General features: G+C 66.3%; 23 protein-coding genes. 10 read left to right on the top strand and 13 right to left on the bottom strand.

Annotated elements, in window-relative coordinates; genetic code table 11:
• Window positions 1–191: 191 nt before the first annotated feature.
• Window positions 192–1,070: a DMT family transporter gene (locus ACFOOQ_RS23265; RefSeq protein ID WP_379730130.1), complete on the bottom strand. Its 879-nt coding sequence runs from the start codon at window positions 1,068–1,070 to the stop codon at window positions 192–194.
• A gap of 121 nt (window positions 1,071–1,191) precedes the next feature.
• Between ACFOOQ_RS23265 and hrpB the strand changes: the two genes are divergently transcribed.
• The 3 genes from hrpB (at window position 1,192) to ACFOOQ_RS23250 (ending at window position 5,867) form a co-directional block, all read left to right on the top strand.
• On the top strand, window positions 1,192–3,726 hold the full coding sequence (hrpB, locus tag ACFOOQ_RS23260) for an ATP-dependent helicase HrpB (protein WP_379730128.1): 2,535 nt from the start codon (window positions 1,192–1,194) through the stop codon (window positions 3,724–3,726).
• Between the two features lie 71 nt (window positions 3,727–3,797).
• A complete protein-coding gene (locus ACFOOQ_RS23255; protein ID WP_379730127.1) occupies window positions 3,798–4,778 on the top strand; it encodes a response regulator transcription factor in 981 nt (326 codons plus the stop codon).
• A gap of 93 nt (window positions 4,779–4,871) precedes the next feature.
• Window positions 4,872–5,867, top strand: a complete 996-nt coding sequence (locus tag ACFOOQ_RS23250) for a response regulator (protein ID WP_379730125.1) — start codon at window positions 4,872–4,874, stop codon at window positions 5,865–5,867.
• A gap of 36 nt (window positions 5,868–5,903) precedes the next feature.
• Here the strand turns inward: ACFOOQ_RS23250 and ACFOOQ_RS23245 are convergent, their stop codons facing one another.
• The 11 genes from ACFOOQ_RS23245 to ACFOOQ_RS23195 all read right to left on the bottom strand — a co-directional run bounded on the left by ACFOOQ_RS23245 (window position 5,904) and on the right by ACFOOQ_RS23195 (window position 15,072).
• A complete protein-coding gene (locus tag ACFOOQ_RS23245; RefSeq protein WP_379730123.1) occupies window positions 5,904–7,448 on the bottom strand; it encodes a fused MFS/spermidine synthase in 1,545 nt (514 codons plus the stop codon).
• A 7-nt stretch (window positions 7,449–7,455) separates the two neighbouring features.
• On the bottom strand, window positions 7,456–8,064 hold the full coding sequence (locus ACFOOQ_RS23240; protein WP_379730122.1) for a thioredoxin family protein: 609 nt from the start codon (window positions 8,062–8,064) through the stop codon (window positions 7,456–7,458).
• 19 nt (window positions 8,065–8,083) lie between these two features.
• Complete coding sequence (locus ACFOOQ_RS23235) at window positions 8,084–8,551, bottom strand: DsrE family protein (RefSeq protein WP_379730121.1); 468 nt, start codon at window positions 8,549–8,551, stop codon at window positions 8,084–8,086.
• A gap of 8 nt (window positions 8,552–8,559) precedes the next feature.
• Window positions 8,560–9,219: a c-type cytochrome gene (locus tag ACFOOQ_RS23230; RefSeq protein WP_379730120.1), complete on the bottom strand. Its 660-nt coding sequence runs from the start codon at window positions 9,217–9,219 to the stop codon at window positions 8,560–8,562.
• Window positions 9,203–10,513: a sulfite dehydrogenase gene (gene soxC / locus ACFOOQ_RS23225; protein ID WP_379730119.1), complete on the bottom strand. Its 1,311-nt coding sequence runs from the start codon at window positions 10,511–10,513 to the stop codon at window positions 9,203–9,205. Before soxC ends, ACFOOQ_RS23230 begins: the two co-directional genes overlap by 17 nt.
• A gap of 35 nt (window positions 10,514–10,548) precedes the next feature.
• Complete coding sequence (gene soxB / locus ACFOOQ_RS23220; RefSeq protein WP_379730118.1) at window positions 10,549–12,258, bottom strand: thiosulfohydrolase SoxB; 1,710 nt, start codon at window positions 12,256–12,258, stop codon at window positions 10,549–10,551.
• A gap of 77 nt (window positions 12,259–12,335) precedes the next feature.
• Window positions 12,336–13,202 (bottom strand): sulfur oxidation c-type cytochrome SoxA, encoded by an 867-nt coding sequence (gene soxA, locus ACFOOQ_RS23215; RefSeq protein WP_379730117.1) that lies wholly within the window; start codon window positions 13,200–13,202, stop codon window positions 12,336–12,338.
• A 53-nt stretch (window positions 13,203–13,255) separates the two neighbouring features.
• Window positions 13,256–13,582: a thiosulfate oxidation carrier complex protein SoxZ gene (soxZ, locus tag ACFOOQ_RS23210; RefSeq protein WP_379730116.1), complete on the bottom strand. Its 327-nt coding sequence runs from the start codon at window positions 13,580–13,582 to the stop codon at window positions 13,256–13,258.
• Between the two features lie 43 nt (window positions 13,583–13,625).
• Window positions 13,626–14,090: a thiosulfate oxidation carrier protein SoxY gene (soxY, locus tag ACFOOQ_RS23205; RefSeq protein ID WP_379730115.1), complete on the bottom strand. Its 465-nt coding sequence runs from the start codon at window positions 14,088–14,090 to the stop codon at window positions 13,626–13,628.
• A gap of 35 nt (window positions 14,091–14,125) precedes the next feature.
• Window positions 14,126–14,647 (bottom strand): sulfur oxidation c-type cytochrome SoxX, encoded by a 522-nt coding sequence (gene soxX / locus ACFOOQ_RS23200; RefSeq protein ID WP_379730114.1) that lies wholly within the window; start codon window positions 14,645–14,647, stop codon window positions 14,126–14,128.
• A 122-nt stretch (window positions 14,648–14,769) separates the two neighbouring features.
• Window positions 14,770–15,072, bottom strand: a complete 303-nt coding sequence (locus tag ACFOOQ_RS23195) for a hypothetical protein (RefSeq protein WP_379730113.1) — start codon at window positions 15,070–15,072, stop codon at window positions 14,770–14,772.
• 178 nt (window positions 15,073–15,250) lie between these two features.
• On the opposite strand from ACFOOQ_RS23195, the gene ACFOOQ_RS23190 reads away from it, so the two are divergent.
• Window positions 15,251–16,183 carry an alpha/beta hydrolase gene (locus ACFOOQ_RS23190; protein ID WP_379730112.1) on the top strand — a complete coding sequence of 311 codons (933 nt, stop codon included), beginning with the start codon at window positions 15,251–15,253 and terminating at the stop codon, window positions 16,181–16,183.
• A gap of 3 nt (window positions 16,184–16,186) precedes the next feature.
• Here ACFOOQ_RS23190 and ACFOOQ_RS23185 read toward each other — a convergent pair whose 3' ends face one another.
• The gene (locus ACFOOQ_RS23185) at window positions 16,187–16,846 is read right to left on the bottom strand and encodes a TerC family protein (RefSeq protein ID WP_379730110.1); all 660 of its coding nucleotides are present in this window, start codon (window positions 16,844–16,846) and stop codon (window positions 16,187–16,189) included.
• Window positions 16,847–17,093: 247 nt separating this feature from the next.
• Here ACFOOQ_RS23185 and hutG point away from each other — a divergent pair, with 247 nt between their 5' ends.
• From hutG to pstB, 6 genes are all read left to right on the top strand, one after another.
• Window positions 17,094–17,897: an N-formylglutamate deformylase gene (gene hutG, locus ACFOOQ_RS23180; RefSeq protein WP_379730109.1), complete on the top strand. Its 804-nt coding sequence runs from the start codon at window positions 17,094–17,096 to the stop codon at window positions 17,895–17,897.
• 14 nt (window positions 17,898–17,911) lie between these two features.
• A complete protein-coding gene (locus ACFOOQ_RS23175; protein WP_379730108.1) occupies window positions 17,912–19,282 on the top strand; it encodes an ATP-binding protein in 1,371 nt (456 codons plus the stop codon).
• A gap of 415 nt (window positions 19,283–19,697) precedes the next feature.
• A complete protein-coding gene (pstS, locus tag ACFOOQ_RS23170) occupies window positions 19,698–20,729 on the top strand; it encodes a phosphate ABC transporter substrate-binding protein PstS (RefSeq protein ID WP_379730107.1) in 1,032 nt (343 codons plus the stop codon).
• A gap of 256 nt (window positions 20,730–20,985) precedes the next feature.
• Window positions 20,986–21,957: a phosphate ABC transporter permease subunit PstC gene (pstC, locus tag ACFOOQ_RS23165; RefSeq protein WP_379730106.1), complete on the top strand. Its 972-nt coding sequence runs from the start codon at window positions 20,986–20,988 to the stop codon at window positions 21,955–21,957.
• Between the two features lie 4 nt (window positions 21,958–21,961).
• On the top strand, window positions 21,962–22,804 hold the full coding sequence (gene pstA, locus ACFOOQ_RS23160; RefSeq protein ID WP_379730104.1) for a phosphate ABC transporter permease PstA: 843 nt from the start codon (window positions 21,962–21,964) through the stop codon (window positions 22,802–22,804).
• A 23-nt stretch (window positions 22,805–22,827) separates the two neighbouring features.
• Window positions 22,828–23,601, top strand: a complete 774-nt coding sequence (gene pstB / locus ACFOOQ_RS23155) for a phosphate ABC transporter ATP-binding protein PstB (RefSeq protein WP_449265838.1) — start codon at window positions 22,828–22,830, stop codon at window positions 23,599–23,601.
• Window positions 23,602–23,615: the final 14 nt, after the last annotated feature.

The following is a 23,615-nucleotide window of genomic DNA, read 5'->3' as shown; positions in this document are numbered from 1 at the left end:
AAACGCGCCCCTCGCAGCCGTCAACGCCATGATTTATATGCGAAATATCACGATTACGACAGCGAAATCAGCGACTTACTTGGAGAATGTGGGTTTATATGCCTCCCGAGCGCCCGGCCCCGAAAGGCTGGGCGCGGAGCGTATGGAACCGGATTCGGCCCTGACTGTAAATAGTTTCAGGGCTTGGTTTTTTACGGCAAGGCTGCCTGTTTTTTGGACGGGTCCCCGCCAGTGTCCCGGGCGCGGCGCGAGATCTGATGCTCGCGGTACGATATATATGTGGCACTGGTGAAAATGACGGCTCCGCCGACCCAGGTCCACAGGTCGGGGATCTGGCCGAAGGCGAAGAAGCCGATCAGCGACGCCCAGATCAGCTTGGTGAAATCCAGCGGCATCAGCACGGTGGCATCGGCATGCTTGAAGGCTTCGTTGAACAGCAGGTGGCCGATGGTGCCGAAGGCAGCCACCAGCACCAGCCAGCCGAGCTGCGACAGGGTCGGCCATTGCCAGACGAACAGCGCGGCGATGAAGGTGACCGGGGTGAGGAACAGCACCATGTAGGCGGCGATGGTCAGGCTGGAATCGGTGCGCGACAGGATCTTGATGTCGATCATCGCCACCGCCCACAGCACTGCCGAGCCGATCACCAGCAGCGGGCCGGTGCCGATCTCGATCAGGCCGGGCCGCAGCACGATCAGCATGCCCACGAAGCCGAAGGCGAGCGCGGTGAGGCGCCGGATGCGGAAGGTCTCGCCGAGGAACAGGGCGGCGCCGAGGGTGACGAACAGCGGCGAGGTATAGGCCAGCGAGGTCGCCTGGGCCAGCGGGGTGAAGGCCAGCGCGCTGAAGAACATCAGCATCGAGATGCTGTTGGTGACGCCGCGCAGGGCATGCAGGTGCAGCTTGGTGGTCTTCAGCGGGGCAAAGCGGGCGCGGATCAGCGCCGGCAGCAGCCAGAACAGGCCGAACAGGTTGCGGAAAAACGCCACCTCGAAGGCCGGCAAATCTTGCGACACCCGCGCAACCAAGGCATGCATGCAGATGAAGCTGAGCGATGACACAAGCATCATGCCCATTGCCCGGGCCAGGGGAGGAGCCCCGGTGAGGGCGGCCGGCAAGAATCGTCCGAGCATGATTATCCGTGTCAGCGCTTCAAGCGCGTACCATTTCAGAGTCCGGGAATAGCGAACATTGCAAAAACTGCAACACTCCCATGCGCTGCCGATCGAAAAGATCCTGCCCGATGTGCAGGCGGCGCTGGCGCGTGGCAGCAATCTCGTCGTCCAGGCGCCGCCGGGCTCGGGCAAGACGACCTTGCTGCCGCTCGGCCTGCCCGGCCAGGACTGGGCTGGCGGGGGACGCATCATCGTGCTGGAACCACGACGGCTGGCGGCCCGGCTGGCGGCGCGGCGCATGGCCGACCTGCTCGGCGAGTCCGTCGGCGAGACGGTCGGCTACCGCGTGCGGCTCGACAGCAGGGTCGGGCCGAAGACCCGCATCGAGCTGAACACCGACGGCGTCTTCCTGCGCCGGCTGCAGCGCGACCCGGAGCTGAAGGGCATTGTCGCCGTGCTGTTCGACGAATGCCACGAGCGCGGCCTCGAATCCGATCTGGCGCTGGCACTCTGCCTGGAATCGCAGGCCGCCCTGCGGCCCGACCTGCGGCTGGTGGCGATGTCGGCGACGCTGGATGCCGCGCCGTTTGCCGCACTGATGGGCGGTTGCCCGGTGGTCACCGGCGAGGGCCAGAGCTTTCCGGTCGAGACGCGCTGGCGGCCGCTGGCGCCGCAGGCCCGGCTCGAGGCCGGCGTCGCCGAGGCGGTGCACACGGGCCTGTCCGAGACCGAGGGCGACATGCTGGTCTTCCTGCCGGGCGTCGGCGAGATCCGCCGTGTCGAGGCCTTGCTGACTGACGGCCGGCTGCCGGCCACAGTCGATGTCGTGCCGCTCTATGGCGACCTGCCCGGCGAGAAGCAGGATTCCGCCCTGCAGCCGGCGCCGGCCGGCCGCCGCAAGGTGGTGCTGTCGACGGCGATTGCCGAAAGCTCGCTGACCATTGAGGGCGTGCGCGTCGTGGTCGATGCCGGCTACATGCGCCAGCCGGTCTTCTCGCCGGCCACCGGCATGAGCCGGCTGGAGACCGTGCGGGTCAGCCAGGCCTCGGCCGACCAGCGGCGCGGCCGCGCCGGCCGCCTCGGACCCGGCATCTGCTACCGGCTGTGGGCCGAGGCCGCCCATGGCGGCCTGGTGAAATTCACGCCGCCGGAAATCGCCGTCGCCGATCTGGCGCCGCTGGCGCTCGACCTCGCCGCCTGGGGCGCCCGCGATGCCGCCGCCCTGCCGTGGCTCGATGCGCCGCCGGCCGCGGCCCTTGGTCACGCCCGCGAGCTGCTGCAGGACCTCGGTGCCATCGATGAGGGCGGCGCGATCACCGCCCATGGTCGGGCGATGGCAGCGCTGCCGCTGCATCCCCGGCTTGCCCATATGGTGATCCGTGGTCATGCGCTTGGCCTCGGCGGGCTGGCCTGTGCGCTGGCGGCCCTGCTCGGCGAGCGCGACATCGCGCGGAGCGGTGCCGGCCAGCCGCGCGATGCCGATCTGCGCTGGCGGCTCGAAATCGTCATCGGCGAGGGCGAACGCGACAGCGCGCCGCACGGCCTACGCGTCGACATGAATGCCGTGAAACAGATCCGCCGGCTGGCCGCCGACTGGCGCCGGCAGATCGGGGCGGAGCGCCATAGCGGCGGCACCGACGAGGCCGGCATCCTGGTGGCACTGGCCTATCCCGACCGTATCGCGCGCCAGCGCTCGGCCGGCAGCTTCCTGCTCAGCAACGGCCGCGGCGCCCGGCTCGATCCGCAGGACGTGCTGGCCCGCGCAAGTTGGCTGGCGGTCGCCGAGGTTGGTGGCGTCCAGGCCGATGCCCGCGTCTTTCTGGCCGCACCGCTGACCGAAGCCGAACTTGAAGCGCATTTCGCCGACCGCATCGCCGAGCGCGATGTCGTCGAATGGGACGAGCGCAGCCAGGCGGTGCTGGCGCGCCGCCAGCGCCGGCTCGGTGCCCTGGTGCTGCGCGAAAAGCCGCTGAGCAATCCGCCGCGGGAGACCATCCGTACCGCCATCATCGCCGCGATCCGCAAGGGCGGGCCCAACGCACTGCCCTGGACGCCAGGTCTGCGGCAGTGGCAGGCGAGGGTCCGGCTGCTGCGCGGCCATCTGCCGGCGGCGGCCGGCTGGCCCGAGATGGACGATGCGGCGCTGGCGGCACGACTGGAAGACTGGCTGGCGCCGTATCTCGATGGCGTCACCAAGCTGTCACAGCTCGCCGGCATCGACCTGCATGCGGCATTGACCCACCAGCTCGACTATACACAGCAAAAGCTGCTGGATGCCGAAGCGCCGACCCATTGGCGCGTCCCCACCGGATCGAACATCACCATCGCCTACGATCAGGGCGACCAGCCGGTGCTGGCAGTGCGCCTGCAGGAGATGTTCGGCTGCGCCGACACGCCGGCGATTGCCGGCGGCCGGGTGAAACTGGTGCTGCATCTGCTGTCGCCGGCACGGCGACCCTTGCAGGTCACCAGCGATCTTGCCGGCTTCTGGCAATCAAGCTATCGCGCAGTGCGTGCGGAAATGCGCGGGCAATACCCGAAGCATCCCTGGCCGGATGATCCGCTGGCGGCACAGCCGACGACACGCGCGAAACCGCGACCGCGCGGCTGAGCCATAAAGCCGCCGGGCACCCATGTTAGCGCCCTTGTTGTTGTGCGGGCGGCTTTCTAGAATTGCCGCGCATGAGCGTCGAGCGCCGCCGAGAGATCAGCATCCTGTTCGGAGACCCGAACCGTGGCATGCGTATGCAATACCGTGCGGCCCTGCGCGCCGAGGGCTTCACGCAACTGCATGAATTCGACACGCTGGAGAATTTTCCGGCGCTGTGCCAGAAGGTGCAGCCCGACCTGATCTTCATGGACGCGGCGATGCCCGAGGGCAATCCGGCCGATACGGTGCATGACCTGCGGCACGGCAGCCTGGGCAGCAATCCGTTCGTGCCGATCATCATTGCCACCTGGGATGCCAGCCGGTCGGTGGTGCACCGGATCATCGATTGCGGTGCCGACGACGTGCTGATCAAGCCGCTGTCGACCCAGTCGATCAGCGGTCGCATCCAGGCGCTGGCCGACAACCGCAAGCCGTTTGTGGTCACTGCCGACTATATCGGTCCCGACCGCCGGCGCAGCAGCCGGCCGTCGGGCGGCGATCCCGCGCTGCTGACGGTGCCCAACCCGCTGCGTGCCAAGCTGGACGGGCTGCCAACCGGCGGCGACGAGTTCCGCCGCCAGGTCGAAGACATGCGCAGCCAGATCGGCCGTCTGCGCCTGAAGGCCGCCGCCTTCCGCATCGCTTTCGTCGCCGCGCAGATGGAAACGATCCGGCAGGGTGCCGGCGAGGCGGGGCTGATGCTGCTGGGCAGCCTGCTGGTCTCGGCGGAAGACATGCGCGGGCGATTGTCCGGGCTGCAGGACCATGGCGCCGAACTGGCGCTCTGCGACCGGCTGATCGAGACCGTGCAGCCGCTGGTCGTCGCGACCGACAACCGGCTGCACGACGGCCAGAACAGTGCGGCCACCATACAATCGGTGGCTGCGGTGCTGCTGCAGACCTTTCATCCGGAACGCAGCGGCGCGGATCTCGCGGCCGACGTGGCCGCCGCCATCGGCCGCTACCGGGCCCGCCAGGAAGCGGTGGCCAGCGGTGCATTGCAGGTCGGCTAGGCCTTAAAGCCCCGGTAATATTCGGCCGGCATGATGACTTGAGGGGGGCGCCGCCGCTTGTTGGCATGGTCCCGGCTCTTTTAGGATCGGGTCATGAACAGCGACGAATTCCGCGGCGACGTGCGCATCCTGTTCGGTGACCCCGGGCAGGGTACCCGCGTGCTTTACCGCCAGGCGCTGATGGCCGCCGGCTATCATGACCTGCGCGAGTTCGACAGCGTCAAAGGCTTCGCCGACCTGATCACCGTGGCCCGTCCGGATCTGGTCTTCATGGATCTGGCCATGCCGGAGGGCGACGCGGTGGCCCTGGTCTCCGACCTGCGCCATGGCCGGCTGGGTGTGAACCCGTATCTGCCGATCATCCTGACCAGCTGGGAATCCGACATGCAGCTGGTCCGCCGCGTCGTCGATGCCGGTGCCGACGACCTGCTGGTCAAGCCGCTGTCGACCCGGATCATCCTCGATCGCATCGAGACGGTGGCGCTGCATCGCAAGCCCTTCGTCGTCACCTCCGATTATATCGGACCGGATCGCCGCAAGGCGGTAGCGCGGCGCGACAGCAATGTGCCGCTGATCGAAGTGCCCAATCCGCTGCGCGAGAAGATGCTCGGCCGGCCGATCGACGCGGCCGCCCTGCAGCAGGCGATCATGGCGGCCAACGACAGCATCACCCGCCAGCGCCTGCATGCCTCGGCCTTCCGCATCGCTTTCGTCGCCGCCCAGGTGGTGCCGCGCTACAAGGATGGCGAACGGCCCGATACCGCGACGCTGACCCTGCTGGCCGACCTGATCGTGTCGGCCGAAGACATCCGCCTGCGCGTCGCCGACAGCGAGTTCAGCCATGTCGTGCAGGTCTGCGACCGGCTGCTGGCGCAGGCGCGGCCGCTGGCCGAACTGGATGTCGATTTCACGCTGTCGGCAAGCTGGGTGAAATCCCTCGACCTGGTGAAGTCGCTGGCCGATGCGCTGCTGGCGCTGTTCAATCCCGAGCGGGATGCCTCGGCGCTGGCCGGCGAGGTGGCCAATGCCGTCGACCGCTTCCGCAACCGTCGGGCGGCACAGCAGACCGGCGAATTGCCGGCGGTCTGAGCCTGCGGCGAGTGCAGCGCCCTTAATGCGGGGCCCTCAATGCAGGGACTCGTCGGGGCGCAGCAGGAATCCCACCATCAGCCGGTCGACCGGCGCGAAATCATCGGTCAGCACCGGCACATCGGCGGCGGCGATCCGCGCGGCGAGGTCGTCCGGCGGCCAGCGCAGCCAGGTGCGGCGGAACGGCGCGGCGGCGCGCAGCACCGAGCTGGCGCTCGGCACGGTCAGGCCCAGCACCACGAAGGTGACACGGCCGCCCTGGCGGCGGCTGTCGTCGTCGAGCCAGACTTCCACCGCCGGAAAGTCGCGCTGCATCGTTTTCACCAGTGCAAAAGTGAAGCGCGGATTTTCGCTCTGGTCGATCACGTTGATCGCATAGGCACCGCCCGGTGCCAGCCGGTCGCGCACCAGGCGGTGGAATTCCCGGGTCACCAGATGCGGTGGGATCGAGAAATCGTGGAAGGCATCGCCGAGGATCAGGTCGAAGCGCTGGTCCCGCGGCAGGTGGGCCAGCGTGGCGCGGGCATCGGCATGGATGACATGCAGGGCAGGCGCCGTGACATCTAGCCACATCGCCTCGGCGGCGACGCGGGTGACCGCCGGGTCGATCTCGGCGACGACGAGGTCGGCCTTCGGAAAGCGCGCGGCCCATGCACGAGGTAACGTGAAGGCGCCGCCGCCGATGAAATAGGCGCGCGGCGGCCGGCCGGCCAGCAGGCTTTCGGTGCGCCGCGCGACGAAATCGAGATAGGGGCTATACAGCAGCGTCGGATCGTCGCGGTCGTTCAGGCTGTGCGCCAGATGGTCGAGCACCATGGCGGCCGACGGCCGGCCGCTCTGCGGCGTCAGGTCGACGACGCGGATGCAGTAATAGTCGCTCTCGACCCGGCAGGGCGCGGCATAACCGGGCAACTGGCCGAGACCGACGCCGGCCAGCACGATCAGCGCCAGCACCGGCGCGGTGACGAAGCTCTTGCGGCCCTGCAGCCAGTAGGCGACGGCAAAGGCGAGATAGAGCCCGGCGACCGCCAGCATGGTGCCGCTGGAGCCGATCCACGAGATGAACAGGTAGCCGGCGGTCAGCGTGCCGAGGATGCTGCCGGCGGCGCCGAGCGCGAACATGCGCCCCAGGACGGGGCCCTGGCGCTGCGGTGCATCGTCGATGGCCAGCTTGGTCAGCACCGGCGAGACCACGCCGACGAACAGGCTGGGCAGCAGGAAGACGCCGCCGGCCAGCAGGGTGATCAGCAGCAGGGGCGGCGCCGTGGTGTCGCCCAGCAGGACGGCCAGCGCTTTCAGCAGCGGCGCGCAGCCGGCGGTGAAAAGCCCGGCCAGCCCGAGCGCCACCGCAATGCCGCGCCGCGCCGTCGCCGCGGTGATCTCCGGCGCGGCGAGCCGCCCGCCGATCCAGTGTCCGGCCGACAGGCCGGCCAGCACCACGGCGATGATGGCCGTCCAGGTATACAGCGACATGCCGACATAGGGCGCCAGCATGCGGCCGGCGACGATCTCGACGACCAGCGCGCCGGCCGAGGTGAGGAAGAGGGTGAGGCCGTAGGCGGCCTGCCGGAGCGCGCTCAAGGCGGTGTCAGTTGACGGCGGAGCCGGCCGGTTTGACCGACCCGCTGCCACCCTGCTTGGCGAAATAGGCCGGGAATTCCATGGTCTCGTACTGGCGTTCGGCGACAAAGCGGAACATCGACAGGAAAGCCGGCGGCGGCAGCAGGCCGCGCATGCGGGCAACCGCGGCATCCTTCAGCGGCGTCTTGCCGGGCTTTTCGGGCAGGAACAGGATGGTCGGTGTCACCTGCACGGTCCAGCGCCGCGCCATCTCCTTCTCCGGCAGCACCTTGCCGTCGAGGTCGGTGACCTCGCGGGCGCCGAACAGGTTGAGCTGGATCACCTCGAAATGCTGGCGGATGTAGCCGGCGATGGCGGCATCGGCAAGCTGCTTCTCGTGCATCTCGGCGCAGTAGATGCAACCGCGCTGCTCGAACACCACGGCGACGCGCTTGCCCTTCGCCGCGGCGTCGGCGATGTCCTGGTTGAGATCGAGAAAGCTGTCGAGGAACCAGTCCTCGGTATGCAGGCCGTCGTCGTTCAGCTTCGCCGCCTGCGCCGCAGCGGGAGCAAGGACGGGCGCAAGCGCCAGTGCGGCGGGCAGGGCGAGCAGGCTGCGGCGGGTGAAGCGGGTCATGGCAGGCCTCCGGTCCGCATTACGGACGCAGGTGAATCCAGCCGCTCAGGCTGCGCTCGACGATCTCGGGCAGGCCGTTCGGCACCTCGTCGACATCGGGCAGCAGGTCGGCGGCGGTCTTGTGCAGGGTTTCCAGCGTGGCGCCGCAGGCGATGAACTCGACCTCCAGCGCCTGCAGGCTCTCGATGCGCTGGGCCACCGGGCTGCGGTCCTTCAGCAGGGCGACCAGACCGGGCCCGTAGGCGATCACCGCCAGCTTCACCTGCGCCGCGTCGTAGAATTTCTGGATGTTGACGATGTTGCTGAGCACCGCGTTGATCCGCTTCGGGTCATCCTCGGCCAGGCTGACGACGATCCTGCGCGGCGCGTCGATGGTCGGCTGCGGATCGGCGAACTTGCCCTTGCGGTCGACCACCATGGCGCGCGCGGCGGCGACCGGTACGGTCACCGCCGCCGCGGCGAGCAGGAACAGCCGCCGTGGCAGCATGCCCAGCGTCAGTCCGCGGTCTTCTGCGTCGGCGTCACGCCCAGCCTCGCGGCCAGATCGCTGGTGATTTTCGGCGGCGTCTTGCGGCAGTTTGTCATGCATGTGTCGGGTTTCACATCCGGCCGCGGGTCGCCGGCGAGAAAGCCGTCGCGGTTCGGCATCTTCACCTGGCGCAGCCCTGCAGCATCGAGGGTCTTGTCTTCCGGCCACACATTGGCCTGGTTGAGCAGCCAGGCAACGATGGAATAGACCTGATCGTCGGTCAAGCTCTGCGGTGCGCCGAACGGCATGGCGCGACGGATATAGTCGTACAGCGTCGGCGCATAGGGCCAATAGCTTTCCACAGTCTTGCGCGGGTCATTCGAGTTCAGCGTGCCGCGGCCGCCGATCAACTCCGGATAGCGCCCGGCGCCCTCGGCGAATTCGCCGTGGCAGGCCGAGCATTGATCCATGAACAGCTGTTCGCCGTCGGCGACGGTGCCCTTGCCGGGTGGCAGCCCGGCGCCGTCGGGACCGCGCACGTCGATGTTCCAGCCGGCGATCTGCTCTTTGGTGGCCGCCGTGCCGAAGCCGAACGGCTTGTGCGCGGCCGGCTTGGTCTGGGCGATGGCCGGCAGGGCGAGGGCGATGACGAACAGGGCAGCGAGGGTATTAAGCGATCTGGACATTTTCGACCTCGCCATCGGGCTTCACCCGCCAGGTATGGATGGAGTTCTTGTGATAGATCGAATTGAGGCCGCGCACCGCGCGCAGGGCCTCGATGGTCGGCTGCACATAGCCGCTCTCGTCCATGGCGCGGCTCTGCAGCAGCATCGGCCGGCCGTCCCATTGCAGCGGAAAGCGGAAGCGCGTCAGGGCGCGCGACAGCACCGGCGTCTGCAGGTCGGCGGTATGCCAGTTGTTGCCGCCGTCGGTGCTGATGTCGACCTTCTTGATCCTGCCATGGCCGGACCAGGCCAGCCCGCGGATCTCGTAGAAGCCTTTGCCGAATTTCATCGGCTTTTCCGGGCAGGGCGAGGTGATCACCGAGTTCGCCTCCTGCACGAAGGTGAACTGCCGGGCGATGCCGTTCGGCATCAGGTCGGTGTATTTCGAGGTTTCCTCGCGGTGATGCCACGGCTGGTCGCCCACCTTGATGCGGCGCAGCCACTTCACGTTGACGTTGCCTTCCCAGCCCGGCACCAGCAGGCGCAGCGGATAGCCGTTCTCGACGCGGATGCGCTCGCCGTTCTGCGAATAGCAGACGATCACGTCGTCGAGTGCCTTGTCCAGCGGGATGCTGCGGGTCATCGCCGCAGCATCGGCCCCCTCGGCCAGCAGCCACTTCGCCGACTTCTGCAGGCCGACCTCGGCCAGCAGGGTGGACAGCTTGACGCCAGTCCATTCGCAGCAATGCACCATGCCGTGGCTGAACTGCACGCCATCCATCTGCGCACCCTTCCACTCCATGCCGCCGTTGGCCGGGCATTCGATGAAGTGGATGCGGCTGACCGACGGGAAACGCATCAGGTCGCTCATGGTGAAGATCAGCGGCCGGTCGACCAGGCCGTGGATCATCAGGCGGTGCTGGTCGGGGTCGATGTCCGGCGCGCCGCCGTGATGGCGCTCGAAGCACACGCCGTTCGGCGTGATGATGCCGTCGAGTTCATGGATCGGCGTGAAGTTGATCGACGATTCTTCGGTGGCGGTCAGCCAGCCGACATTGCGCCGGATCACGTTCTTCTCGTATTGCGACGGCATGCCGTAAGGGTGCGCGGTGACGCTGGACCCCAGCGTCTTCATCCATTCCGGCACATTGGGCGGCAGGTTGTCGTCGCCGGCCGCCATCGCCTCGCCGACGCCGGCGCCGGCCAGCATGGTCATGCCGCCGACTGCCGCCGAGCGCTTGAGGAATGTGCGCCGCGACGGGGTCAGCAGTCTGGGGCTGCCGCCCGGGGCCGGCGTCTTGCTGTCACGCGTCATCTGTCCTGTCCTCCGCCCATACTGTGGCTTCTGTCTCAGCCGGCGATGCCGCGCTGGTCGGCACCCTTCACCGTCACGCTGCGGTTCTCGGCAATTTTGATGCTCTTGTGCTCAGAGATGTATTTGCCGACCAGGTCGTAGACCGGCGGACCCTCGGTGCCCTCGTTGATCGAGGCCCAGCCGGCAACGGTATAGTTTTTCGCCGGGTCGACCGGCTGGCCGGTGCGCAGCAGGGTCATGTTCGAGATGCGCTGGCCGATCGGCTTGCCGACGTCGATGCTGTAGGCCATGCCGCCGACGCGCACCATGTCGCCGCCCTGCTGGTAATAGGGGTCGGGGTTGAACAGGTTGTCGGCGACATCCTCCAGCACGGTCTTGAGGTATTCGCCGGTCATCGTGTTGCGATAGACGTTCGGATAGGTGATCGCGGTCTGCGAATACAGCGTGTCGCCGGTGATCGGCTGGCCGGGCAGCAGGCTGGCGCCCCAGCGGAAGCCCGGCGACAGCGCGATCTCGGCCTCGCGTTCGGCCATGATCGCCTGGCAGATCAGGTCGTCGAAAGTGCCGTTGAAATTGCCGCGCCGGTACAGCAGCGAATCCGCCGTGCCATAGACCTTGTCGATGACGGCCTTGTGTGGCGCGCGCACCTCGTCGATCAGCTTGGCCATCTCCGGGTCGGGCGTGATCGCATCCGAAAAAACCGGGATCAGGCGGAAGCGGAAGCCGGCGACCTTCTTGTCCTTCACGTCGAGGTCGAGGCGGGCGAGGAACTTGCCGTGGCTGCCCGGCGCGACCAGCAGCGTGGTCCCGACCTTGACCGGCTCGGGGATCGCGTCATGGGTATGGCCGGTCAGGATGACGTCGATGCCCTTGACGCGGGCCGCCAGCTTGCGGTCGACGTCGAAGCCGTTGTGGCTCAGCAGCACGACGAGATCGGCGCCCTTGGCGCGGGCCGCGTCGACATTCTGCTGCACCTTCTCCTCGTCGATGCCGAACGACCAGTCGGGAATCATGTAGCGCGGGTTGGCGATCGGCGTGTAGGGGAAGGCCTGGCCGATCACCGCGATCTTCACGCCGCCGCGCTCGAAGAACTTGGTCGATTCGAAGACCGGATCGCCGAAGCCGGTATCCTTCACGTTGCCGCAGAGGAACGGGATCTTCATCGATTCCGTCAGTTCCTTGACGCGGTCGGCGCCGTAGGTGAATTCCCAGTGCGCCGTCATCGCCTCGACGCCGAGCGCCTGCATCACCTGCACCATGTCGGCGCCCCTGGTGGCCAGCGAGCTGTAGCTGCCCTGCCAGGTGTCGCCGCCATCGAGCAGCAGGGTGTTGTTCGGCCGTTCGGCCCGGATCGCCTTGATCAGCGTGGCCATATGGGCGACGCCGCCGAGCCGGCCGTAATCCTGGGCGAGCTGCACGAAGTCGTTGCAGGTCAGGGCATAGGCTTCCGGCGTGTCGGCGCGGATGCCGTACTGCTTGAGCAGGTAGCTGCCGACCAGATGCGGCGGCAGGCCGAGCACCTCGCCGACGCCGATGTTGACACCGGGCTCGCGGAAATACAGCGGTACCAGCTGGGCGTGGATGTCGGTGAAATGCAGCAGCGTGACCTGGCCGAGCGGCTGGAAGCGTAGCAGGTCGGCCTGACTGATCTTCTGGCTGGCGGCGGCGGCGCCCAGCCGGGGCATGCCGCCCATGATGACGGCGGCGGCGGCGGTTGCCTGCAGGATGTCGCGGCGGCTCAGCATGACAGGTTCACCATAAAAAAAATGTACAAACTGAAAACACGACCGCCCCAAGAGAGAGGGGCGGCCGGTCTGGTGGCTTAGCGGCGGACGCCGGGCGCTTCGGACGCGAGTCCGTTGCTGCGCCAGGCGACGAAGAGTTCGAGGTCGGTGTATTCGTCGGAGCCGCGCGGATAAGGCTGGGCGCGGACTTCCTGGTTGCAGCCTTCGAAGCGGCGGTGCAGCGAGCCGAAGGACTGCCATTTCAGGCGATAGGCCGGATAGCCGTTCGAGCGGCCCTGGCTGAGATTCTCGACACCGATGCTGTTGCCGGCATTCTGCTCGTGGCACTGGGCACAGGCAATGTCCATCTGGCCGCGACGGGTGTAGTAGAACTCCTTGCCCTTGGCGAAATAGGGCGCCGCCGGGCCGTCGACCTTCACGCTGACCGGCATGCCGCGCGACTGCAGCGCGACATAGGAGGTCAGCCCCAGCAGCGGCTTGGAATCCCACTTCAGCGCCGGCGCCTTCATGTATTCGGTCCGGCACAGATTGATGCGGTGCTCGATCGAGGCGAGCTTGCCGAGCTTGGGCTCGTATTTCGGATAGCTGACCGAAACGCCCTTCATGCTCTTTTCGGCATCGCCGTGGCAGGAGGCGCAGGACTTGCCCGCCGCGCCTTCGACCTTGGCCCATTCGCTTTCGCCATCCTGCACGGCCAGCATGCCGGGATTTTCGAAATCGTCGTCCTGCATCGCCTGGGTCTCGGGCGAGGCGAAGACATAGCCGGAAATCTTGTCGCCGACGATGTGGCCGGCGAATTTCGGATTGGCCTTGTACTTGGCGATCACGTCGCTGGCGTCGGCCGAGGACGACGTGTCCTTGGATTTTTCGGCACCGCAGGCCGCAAGGCCGGCGATGATGGCCAGAGAGGCCGCAGCGGTAAGGAGCTTGCTGGTCCTGGTCATTTTCCCCCCTTTATATCTTTTGCCGGCGCCGCATCGGTCAGCTGCCAGATCATTCAGCTGACGGTCAGCTGTTCGCTGGCCTTGTAGACGCTGCCGTCATCGTCGGTCCAGGCAAAGTCCATCGTGCCGTTTTCGCTGCACTTGTAGAAGAAGCTGATGAATGGGTTGGCCGAGATGGCGGGTTCCAGCTTCGCCTCGAACACCGGCTTGCCGTTGAAGGTGACGGTCATCTTGTTGATGATCTTGCGCGGGATGATCTGGCCCTTCGAATCCTTGCGCTGGCCCGATTCCATCGGGTGCGGCACGAGCGTCTTGATCTCGACGACTTCGCCCTTCTTGGCGTCCTTGGGAATGCGGATCTTCGGCTTGATGTCAGCCATGGGTCGGTTCCTTTTCCAAATGCCTGTGTTGCGGAAGCCGGCGTCAGCCGCCGCAGCCGCCGATGGTGACCTTGACCTCGCGGGCCGCGGTCCAGGCGCTGCCGTCGCTCATCACCGCCACGGCGATGACGTTCTGGGTCTCGGCCATGCGCATGCGGAATTCGACGTCGGCCTTGCCGCTGGCCGGCGTCAGCAGGAAGCTGGCGACGCCGGGCGACGGATTTTGGTCGGAGACGACATGGATCTCCTTGACGTAATCCTTGTCGGTCATCGGGCTGTCGACGCTGATGCGCACCGGCACGGTGTTGCCGTTCTCGGCGATTTCCTGGGTCTTGATCTCGATCTTGCCGGCCTTCGGCGCGGCCTTGACGAGCTCGCCGAGCAGTTTCTTGGCGCTGTCCGGAGTCGCCTCGGCGCTGAGCGGCACCAGGGTGACGGCGAAGCTGCCGAGGCCGAGGGCGGCCACGGCCTGGCGGCGGCTGATCCCGGCGGGGGTGAGGCTGGTCATGACAGGGTCTCCTGGTCGGTAGGCAGCGGATGATGTCACTTGAGCGAGGACAGATAGGCGACCAGATCCTCGACCTGCTGGGCGGTCAGGATCGGCTTGCCCTCGAATTTCTTCTGCACGCGGTTGAGGCCGTCGATGCGGTAATAGGCCGGCATGATGGTGTCGGGATTGACCACCTTCGGGTTCACGATGCGCATGCGGATATCGGCCGCGCTGAGCCGGCCGCCCACTTCGCTGAGATCCGGACCGATATTGCCGATGCGGAAGGCGACCTCGGGGATCGGCAGGCGGTGGCAGATCACGCAGTTGCCCTGGCCGCTGGTGATCGCCCATTTGCGGCCCTCGGCGGGGTCGCCCGGCTTGCCGGTCAGCGACTTGTCGATGGCGTAATCCTTGATCGTGTAGGGCGCCAGATTGTGGTCGTGGACCTCCTGGGCCCGCGCCGGGGCGGCAACGGCCAGCAGGGCGGCGACACCTGCGGCCATGGCGGCCTGTTTGGCAGTGATCCGGCTGGCGCTGGCGGCAAGACGGCCGGTCATGCTGCGAGTCTGGCGCATTGTTCCTCCCCTGGTCGTTGGGCCCCGATGGAGCGGGGCCGTGCAGCTTTTATCGCTGCTCGTATCGATGTCCATAACAAAGTCATTCCACATTTGGCAAGTGGTGATTTTGGGAATATTACTTAACTGCATGAGCCGTCTGGATTTTTTGCCTGTCCAAGCTGCTCCAGCAGGTGGTCGAGCTTGGGGTAGAAAAAGCCCGCTCCCGGATAGCCGGTGATTCGGCCGATTTCCCGGCCGCAGGCCACCAGCAGGAAAGTCGGTGTATAGATGACACCGCCCGCTTTTGGCAGTCCGGCCGGCCAGGCCTTGTCGAGATCGACCCGGCGCAGCGGCGCCAGCCTGCCTTCGTCGGACAGCGGATAGCCGGGGCCGATCTCGCGATGCCAGGCCATGCACCACGGACAGTCGAGCCGTTCGGCCATGACGAGCTGGGGCGCTGCAGCAGTCGCAGGCTCGCTAGCCCGGGCCGGCTGCCCGGCCGTCATGAACAGCAGCAGCGCAAAAACACATACAGATTGTGCAATGCGAAAAACCATCATATTGAAATGTTATTTGATCGCCGGTAGGCAATCAATACTCTTCCCGCGGAGGAAACATCCAATGACCAAAATGCTGCGCCGGCTGACCGGCTGCCTCGTCCTGTCCGCCTGCCTGCTGCTGCCGCCGTTTCTGCTGCCGCCTTCCGCCGCCGCCGATCCGGTGCGTCTGGTGGTGGACGGTCGCGGGCTGGACGGCGAGCTGCATCTCGCATCCGGCAAGGCGATCCATGACGGCGTGATGGTGCTGGTGCATGGCACACTCGCCCACAATCGCATGGAGATCATGCAGATGCTGCAGGAGACACTGGGCGCGCGCGGCATCTCGACCCTGGCCGTCACCCTGTCGCTCGGCGTGTCCGACCGTCGCGGCATGTATGACTGCGCCGTGCCGCATCGGTCCAGCAACGCCCAGGCAGCCGGTGAAATCGCCGCCTGGATCGGCTGGGCGCAGCAGCAGGGCGCGGCGAAGATCGGCCTGCTCGGGCATTCGCGCGGCGGCGCGCAGGTGGCGCTGTATGCGGCGCAGGCCGGCGACCGGCTGCCGGCGGCGCTGACCCGCATCGTGCTGGTGGCGCCGGGCACCTTCGACATGGCCAGGGCCGCCGCCGACTATCACAAGCGCTACGGCACCGATCTGGCCGTGCCGCTGCAGAAGGCGCAGGCCCTGGTGGCGGTGGGGCAGGGGGATACACTGCTGACCAGGACGGATTTCCTTTATTGCCCGCAGGCATCGGTCGCGGCGGCGAGCTTCGTCGATACCTATGCCGATGACGGCCGCAATGACGCGCCGAGCCAGCTTGCGGCGATCCGCCGGCCGGTGCTGCTGGCGATCGCCGGCAGCGACGAGATCGTCGCCGACCTGCCGCAGCGGCTGGCCACCGCGGCCAAACCGGCGCAGTTCCATGCGATGACGGTCGAGGGCGCCGACCATTTCTTCAAGGATCTGTTCGGCGAGGACCTCGCCGATGCCATCGCGGCCTTCTGGAAAGGCTGAGGCCTACTGGTTGATGACGCTGTCGACGGCAGGCGCCACCACCGGCGCGACCTGCAGGCTGCCGTCCCAGATCATGTGGATGGCGACATAGCCGATGATCAGCAGGCCGATGTAGGCGATCCAGTGGAAGCGGTCGAGCAGGCGGGCGATGAACTTCGACGCGATGCCCATCAGCGCGATCGACAGTACCAGACCAAAGGCGAGGATATAGGGGTGTTCGCGCGCCGCGCCGGCCACCGCCAGCACGTTGTCGAGCGACATCGACAGGTCGGCCACCACGATCTGCATCACCGCGGCGCGCTGGGTCTTCGGCGCCGGCCGGCCGGTATCGCCGTCGTCGCCGTTTTTCGCCGCCTTGGCCTGTTCGCGCAGCTCGCGCCACATCTTCCAGGCCACCCACAGCAGCAGGATGCCGCCGGCCAGGGTCAGGCCGATCACCTGCAGCATCTCGACGGCAATGCCGGCAAACAGAATGCGCAGCACCGTCGCGGCCATGATGCCGATCAGGATGATGCGGTTGCGCCGCGCCGCCGGCAGGCCGGCCACCGCCATGCCGATTACCACGGCATTGTCGCCCGACAGGATCACGTCGATCAGGATCACCTGCAGGAAGGCGGAGAGCTGGGCGGCGGTCGCCGTGTAGCCGAAGAGCGAAATGTCCATGGAAAGGGAATATAGTGCGGGAAGCCGGAGGGCAGGGGACGATTCCCTGCAGCCTACGGGAAGCCTCCGCCGGCTTATACCTTCGGGCCGGACTAAATTTGCCCTGCTGCCGGATCGCCGCGGCCGGGTGTGAAATCCGAATGTGAAATTCCCGGGTCGCTGCCGGCCTTGGCTTGGCGTTGCCCGTCCGCTTTGCTACCTATCTGCCTTCCGCCGCCATTCCGCTATCCTGCATGAGATCGCCCCTGTGACCGCTCCCGCACCGCTGTTCACCCTGACGCCCGGCCGCACCCCGCTGCTGATCGACGTGCCGCATGCCGGCCTCGGCCTGTCGCCGGGCCTGGAGGCGCGGCTGACCGACGGCGGACGGCGGCTGACCGATACCGACTGGCATGTCGAAAAGCTGTATGCCTTCGCCGCCGAGAGCGGCGTCGGCCTGATGGTGGCCAGCCATTCGCGCTATGTGGTCGACCTCAACCGCGACCCGGCCGGCAAGGCGCTGTATCCCGGCGCCGACAATACCGAGATCTGCCCGACCCGCGGCTTCGACAATGCGCCGCTCTACCGCGACGGCGAAACGCCCGACGCCGCCGAGGTGGCGCAGCGGGTGGCCGGGTACTGGCGGCCCTATCACGAGCGGCTGGCGGCCGAGCTGGCGGCGATCCAAGCCCGCCACGGCTATGCCATCCTGCTCGACGGCCACAGCATCGCTGCCGAAGTGCCGCGGTTTTTCGAAGGCCGGCTGCCCGATCTCAATCTCGGCAGCAACGACGGCCGCAGCTGTGCGCCGGAGCTCGGCACGCTGGCCTACGGCATCCTGTCGGCCAGCGACCGCTTCAGCCATATCTACAACGGCCGCTTCAAGGGCGGCTATATCACCCGGACCTACGGCCGGCCCGGGGAAGGCTTTCACGCCCTGCAGCTCGAGATGGCGCGCGACTGCTACATGGACGAAGGCGACCTGCCGCACTGGGACGCCGGCAAGGCCGCCCCGCTGGTCGCCCTGCTGAAGCGGCTGGTCGACGGCCTGCTGTCCTGGCGTCCGGCCTGAGCGCCGGTATCACCATGGACGAGCGGCGTCGCATTCCGTTTTCCCGCTGGCTGGCGCTGTTCCTGATCATCGGCGTGCCGGTCGCGCTGGTGGTCTGGCTGGCCTGTCTCGGCGACTACATCGCGCCGCCGGTGGCCTGGGGATTGGGCGCGGCCCTGCTTGGCGTGATCGGCCTGTTCACGCTCTGGCATACCCATGTCGCCTGGGGCGTGCTGCGGCGGACCGACGAGATCCTCGGCCGCGAGCATCGCGTCGGTGCTGACTGGGACGCGCTGACCATGCTGGGCGAACTGGGTGCCACGGTGGAGCGGCTGCGCCAGACCCTGCTGGACGAGAAGGGCCAGGTGGCGCTGCAGAGCACCACGGCGGACGCCATCCTCAACGCGCTGCCCGACTCGATCCTGCTGCTGGATTCGCGGCGCCAGATCGCGCGGGCGAATTTCTCGGCGCGGAAATTCTTCGGCAACGATATGATCGGCCGCGACCTCTCGGCCGCCCTGCGCCATCCGGCGGTGCTGGATGCCGCCGATGCTGTGCTGGCCGGCGAGACCGGGCTGGTGGCCGCCGATTTCAGCCTGCCGGTGCCCGATGGCCGCAGCTTTTCGCTGCGCGTGGTGGCCCTGCCGGCGGCGCGCGAGGACATGGCCGCCGTGCTGGCGCTGCATGACGTCACCGCGTTGCGCCGGGCCGAGAAAATGCGGGCCGATTTCGTCGCCAATGCCAGCCACGAGCTGCGCACGCCGCTTGCCTCACTGGTCGGCTTCATCGAGACGCTGCTGGGGCCGGCGCGCGACGACGAGCCGGCCCGCACCCGGTTTCTCGGCATCATGCGCGAGCAGGCCGCCCGCATGTCGCGGCTGATCCACGACTTGCTGTCGTTGTCGCAGATCGAGATGCGCGAACACGACCATCCGGCCGACCCGGTGGCGCTGGGACCGCTGCTGCGCGACACGGCGGCCGCGCTGGAGCCCCAGGCTAAGGCGCGCAACATGCGGATCGACCTGCAGCTCGATGACAGCCTGCCGCCGGTGCGCGGCGCCCGTGACGAGCTGATGCAGGTGTTCCAGAACCTGATCGACAACGGCCTGAAATACGGCCGCGCCGACAGCCCGGTGGAGGTCCGGCTCAGCCGCATCGGGCCGGACTGGCTGGAAGTAGCGATCCGCGACCATGGCGAGGGCATCCCGCGCGAGCACCTGCCGCGCCTGACCGAGCGCTTTTACCGGGTCGATTCCGCCCGCAGCCGCGACCTCGGCGGCACCGGGCTGGGGCTCGCCATCGTCAAGCACATCATCAACCGCCATCGCGGCCGGCTGGTGATCGACTCGGAGCCTGGGCAGGGCAGCACCTTTGCGGTGCGGCTGCCGCTGACCGGCCGGGGCTGATTTCCGGCCGCCCGGCCGGGCGAACCGGAGACAAATGTGACAGAGGTTGGCACCACTGTAATGTATTGCAGTGGCGAAAATTAAAGAAAATCTACATTCTTACGAAGCGTATCTGTCGTTTCACGCCAGTATAGGAAAAGTATTTCCACAGAAATTCTTAATATTAAGATATATTACAATTTAAAACAGACTGATTTTTTCATCAATATGCTGGAATTATACTTCAGAATAGGATTCGTAATATTCCGGATGATCCGCCGTTATTATTCCATTCGGATGTGGATAAACCCTTAAGTCCTAACGATTCTTACAACTGTCATATTCCTGCAAACTATACGTCATATCACGTGTCTATCTTCCGCGCCGGCCGGTCAGTCGACCGTGACCTATACGTCTCAAGCAGAGGGAGAGACCCGTGCTCCATATCAAGCCCACCATGCTCAAGGCTGCGGCCGCCGTCCTGGCGGCGACGCTCGGCTTTGGCACCGCGCAGGCCGCCGACATCTCCGGCGCCGGCGCCACCTTCCCCTATCCGATCTACGCCAAGTGGGCCGACGCCTATAAGAAAGACACGGGCATCGGCCTGAACTACCAGTCGATCGGTTCGGGCGGCGGCATCAAGCAGATCAAGGCCAAGACCGTCACCTTCGGCGCCTCGGATGCGCCGCTGAAGGCTGCCGAGCTCGAAGAGGCCGGTCTGGTGCAGTTCCCGATGGTCATGGGCGGCATCGTGCCGGTGGTCAATCTGCCGGGCATCAAGCCGGGCGAGCTCGCCCTCGACGGCGATACCCTCGCCAAGATGTTCCTGGGCGAGATCAAGGCCTGGAATGATCCGGCGATCAAGAAGCTGAACCCCGGCGTCAACCTGCCCTCGACCGCGATTGCCGTCGTGCATCGTTCGGACGGGTCGGGCACCACTTTCAACTTTGCTGACTATCTGTCCAAGGTCAGCAAGAAGTGGGCCGCCGACGTCGGCACCAGCACCGCGGTGCAGTGGCCGGTCGGCATCGGCGCCAAGGGCAACGAAGGCGTCGCCAACATGACGTCCCAGACCGGTGGCGCGCTCGGCTATGTCGAGTATGCCTATGCCAAGCAGAACAAGCTGACCTACACCAAGATGGCCAACAAGGCCGGCAAGGTCGTCGCGCCGACCTCGGAAGCTTTTGCTGCCGCGGCTGCCAATGCCGACTGGAAGGGCACCCCGGGTTATGCCGTGATCCTGAACGACCAGCCGGGCGACAAGACCTGGCCGATCACCTCGGCGACCTTCATCCTGATGTACAAGCAGCCGGCGGATAAGGCCGCGTCGACCGCGGCGCTGAAGTTCTTCGACTGGGCCTATAAGCATGGCGACAAGATGGCGCAGGAACTCGACTACATCCCGATGCCGGAGTCGGTGGTCAAGATGGTCGAAGGCACCTGGGCCGAGCAGATCAAGAACAAGTAAGCGTACCGTCTGGCACGGGCAGGGAAGGCCGGGTTCGCCCGGTCTTCCGTCTGCCCGGGTCAGCCGCCCGAAGCAGCGACAAGATACAAAGTTAGGGGCGGCCGGTTGCCGCGGAACGATCGACAGGCGGTCAAGCGATGGACGGTCAAATGCCTTACTGGCAAATGGATCACTGGCAGATGCGTAACCGGAACACCCGCGGACCGCTGTCAGGCGCCGCCCGGACTGATAAGCTAGGGGGCGGAGAATGACCGACATGGCTGTATCGACCCCCGTTGCGGCAAACGACCGCGCCAGCGCGTCGCGCTGGTTCACCCCGTCCGACAAACTGTTCCACGGCCTGACCCTGGCCGCGGCCCTGCTGGTGCTGGTGCTGCTCGGCGGCGTCATCGTCGCCCTGATCGAGGGCGCCTGGCCGGCCTTTGCGAAATTCGGCCTCGGTTTCCTGGTCACCGAGTCCTGGAACCCGGTGACCGAGAAGTTCGGCGCCCTGGCGCCGATCTACGGCACCCTGGTGACGAGCTTCATCGCCATGCTGATCGGCGTGCCGATCAGCATCGGCATCGCCATCTTCCTGACCGAAATCTGCCCGATGTGGCTGCGCCGCCCGATCGGCATCGCCATCGAACTGCTGGCCGGCATCCCCAGCATCATCTACGGCATCTGGGGCCTGTTCGTCTTCGCGCCCTTCATGCAGCAGCATGTGCAGCCGGCGCTGATCGCGATCTTCGGCCATATCCCGCTGCTGTCGGACCTGTTCTCCGGCCCGCCCTACGGCATCGGCATTCTGACCTCCAGCCTGATCCTCGCCATCATGGTGCTGCCCTTCATCACCGCGATCACGCGCGACGTCTTCGAGACGGTGCCGCCGGTCCTGAAAGAGGCAGCTTACGGCCTCGGCTGCACCACCTGGGAAGTCGCCCGCAACGTCATGCTGCCCTATACGCGGGTCGGCGTGGTCGGCGGCATCATGCTCGGTCTTGGCCGCGCGCTTGGCGAGACCATGGCGGTCACCTTCGTGATCGGCAATGCGCATCATATCAATGCCTCGATCCTCGGGCCGGGCACGACGATCTCGGCCACCATTGCCAACGAATTCACCGAGGCGGTCGGCGACATGTACACCTCGTCGCTGGTGGCGCTCGGTTTCATCCTGTTCGTCATCACCTTCATTGTGCTGGCGGCAGCGCGAATCATGCTGCTGCGCATGAACGTGAAGGGGGGCTGACGTCATGATCGACCTTTACACCCGCCGCCGCCTGCGCAGTCGCGCCGTCGTTGCTCTGTCGATTTTCGCCGCCGCGGTCGGTATCTTCGTGCTGGTGCTGATCCTTGGCACCCTGCTGTATGAGGGCTTTGGCGGCCTGTCGTTCGATGTCTTCACCGAGATGACGCCGCCGCCCGGCGCGGCCGGCGGCCTGCGCAATGCCATTGTCGGCAGCCTGCTGATGACGGGGATCGGCGTGGCGATCGGCACGCCGGTCGGCATTCTCGGTGGTACCTATCTGGCCGAATATGGCCGGTCCACCAAGCTCGCGATGGTGGTGCGGTTCATCAACGACGTGCTGCTCAGCGCGCCGTCGATCATCATCGGCCTGTTCGTCTACGAGGTGATGGTGATCCGCATGGGCCACTTCTCGGCCTGGGCCGGAGCCGTGGCGCTGGCGATCATCGTCATCCCGGTGGTGCTGCGCACCACCGAGGACATGCTGAACCTGGTGCCGAACGGCCTGCGCGAGGCGGCCACCGCACTGGGTGCGCCGCGCTACTTCGTGATCCGCCGGGTTGCCTATCGTGCCGCCCGCAACGGCGTGCTGACCGGCATCCTGCTGGCAGTGGCCCGGGTCAGCGGCGAGACCGCACCGCTGCTGTTCACCGCGCTGAACAACCAGTTCTACAGCAACGACCTCAATGCACCGATGGCCAATCTTCCGGTCGTCATTTTCCAGTTCGCCCTCAGTCCCTACAAGGAATGGCAGCAGCTGGCTTGGGTTGGCGCCCTGGTCATCACGCTTGCCATTCTCGCTCTCAACATCGGTGCCCGCGCTTTGGCAGGAAGGCAGCCCAGCAAATGATCGTCGCAACCGCAGAACGTCCCGTGACCGTTACCGATATGCAGAAGCCGAAGGTCTCGATCGAGAATCTGGCGTTCTTCTACGGCGATACCAAGGCGCTGAAGGATATCACTCTGCCGCTGCATGACCGCAAGGTCACGGCCTTCATCGGCCCGTCGGGCTGCGGCAAGTCGACCCTGCTGCGCATTCTCAACCGCATCTACGAGATGTACCCGAAGCAGCGTGCCGAGGGTCGCGTCATGGTCGACGGCGAGAACATCCTCGACGCGCGCCAGGACATCAACCTGCTGCGCGCCAAGATCGGCATGGTGTTCCAGAAGCCAACGCCGTTCCCGATGTCGATCTACGAGAACATCGCCTTCGGCGTGCGGCTCTACGAGCGCATCTCGAAGGAAGAGATGGACGAGCGCGTCGAAAGCGCGCTGCGCCGCGCCGCGCTCTGGGAAGAGGTGAAGAACAAGCTGCATACCTCCGGCCTCGGCCTGTCCGGCGGCCAGCAGCAGCGCCTGTGCATCGCCCGCACCGTGGCGGTGCGGCCGGAAATCATCCTGCTCGACGAGCCCTGCTCGGCGCTCGATCCGATCTCGACCGCCAAGATCGAGGAACTGATCGATGAGCTGAAGAACGACTACACCATCGCCATCGTCACCCACAACATGCAGCAGGCGGCCCGGACCTCGGATTTCACCGCCTTCATGTATCTGGGTGAGTTGATCGAATACGGCGAGACCAAGCGGCTTTTCACGCATCCCGAGAAGCAGCAGACCCAGGACTACATCACCGGCCGCTTCGGCTGAGCTGAGCGAGGATC

Origin of the sequence: Ferrovibrio xuzhouensis, from assembly GCF_042648965.1 — a bacterium.
GTDB classification, from domain to species: domain Bacteria; phylum Pseudomonadota; class Alphaproteobacteria; order Ferrovibrionales; family Ferrovibrionaceae; genus Ferrovibrio; species Ferrovibrio xuzhouensis.
The sequence above is the reverse complement of the archived record's forward strand: the minus strand, read 5'-3'. Positions and strand labels throughout refer to the sequence as shown.

Bases quoted from the DNA above. Each gene is read 5' to 3' on its own strand.
- ACFOOQ_RS23235 (WP_379730121.1), bottom strand. From the start codon at position 8,551: ATGCTGCCACGGCGGCTGTTCCTGCTCGCCGCGGCGGCGGTGACCGTA.
- ACFOOQ_RS23230 (WP_379730120.1), bottom strand. From the start codon at position 9,219: ATGTCCAGATCGCTTAATACCCTCGCTGCCCTGTTCGTCATCGCCCTC.
- ACFOOQ_RS23250 (WP_379730125.1), top strand. From the start codon at position 4,872: ATGAACAGCGACGAATTCCGCGGCGACGTGCGCATCCTGTTCGGTGAC.
- pstC (WP_379730106.1), top strand. From the start codon at position 20,986: ATGGCTGTATCGACCCCCGTTGCGGCAAACGACCGCGCCAGCGCGTCG.
- soxA (WP_379730117.1), bottom strand. From the start codon at position 13,202: ATGACCAGGACCAGCAAGCTCCTTACCGCTGCGGCCTCTCTGGCCATC.
- soxZ (WP_379730116.1), bottom strand. From the start codon at position 13,582: ATGGCTGACATCAAGCCGAAGATCCGCATTCCCAAGGACGCCAAGAAG.
- ACFOOQ_RS23190 (WP_379730112.1), top strand. From the start codon at position 15,251: ATGACCAAAATGCTGCGCCGGCTGACCGGCTGCCTCGTCCTGTCCGCC.
- soxB (WP_379730118.1), bottom strand. From the start codon at position 12,258: ATGCTGAGCCGCCGCGACATCCTGCAGGCAACCGCCGCCGCCGCCGTC.
- soxX (WP_379730114.1), bottom strand. From the start codon at position 14,647: ATGCGCCAGACTCGCAGCATGACCGGCCGTCTTGCCGCCAGCGCCAGC.
- ACFOOQ_RS23185 (WP_379730110.1), bottom strand. From the start codon at position 16,846: ATGGACATTTCGCTCTTCGGCTACACGGCGACCGCCGCCCAGCTCTCC.
- ACFOOQ_RS23240 (WP_379730122.1), bottom strand. From the start codon at position 8,064: ATGACCCGCTTCACCCGCCGCAGCCTGCTCGCCCTGCCCGCCGCACTG.
- ACFOOQ_RS23265 (WP_379730130.1), bottom strand. From the start codon at position 1,070: ATGATGCTTGTGTCATCGCTCAGCTTCATCTGCATGCATGCCTTGGTT.
- soxC (WP_379730119.1), bottom strand. From the start codon at position 10,513: ATGACGCGTGACAGCAAGACGCCGGCCCCGGGCGGCAGCCCCAGACTG.
- ACFOOQ_RS23175 (WP_379730108.1), top strand. From the start codon at position 17,912: ATGGACGAGCGGCGTCGCATTCCGTTTTCCCGCTGGCTGGCGCTGTTC.
- soxY (WP_379730115.1), bottom strand. From the start codon at position 14,090: ATGACCAGCCTCACCCCCGCCGGGATCAGCCGCCGCCAGGCCGTGGCC.
- ACFOOQ_RS23195 (WP_379730113.1), bottom strand. From the start codon at position 15,072: ATGGCCGAACGGCTCGACTGTCCGTGGTGCATGGCCTGGCATCGCGAG.
- ACFOOQ_RS23255 (WP_379730127.1), top strand. From the start codon at position 3,798: ATGAGCGTCGAGCGCCGCCGAGAGATCAGCATCCTGTTCGGAGACCCG.
- pstA (WP_379730104.1), top strand. From the start codon at position 21,962: ATGATCGACCTTTACACCCGCCGCCGCCTGCGCAGTCGCGCCGTCGTT.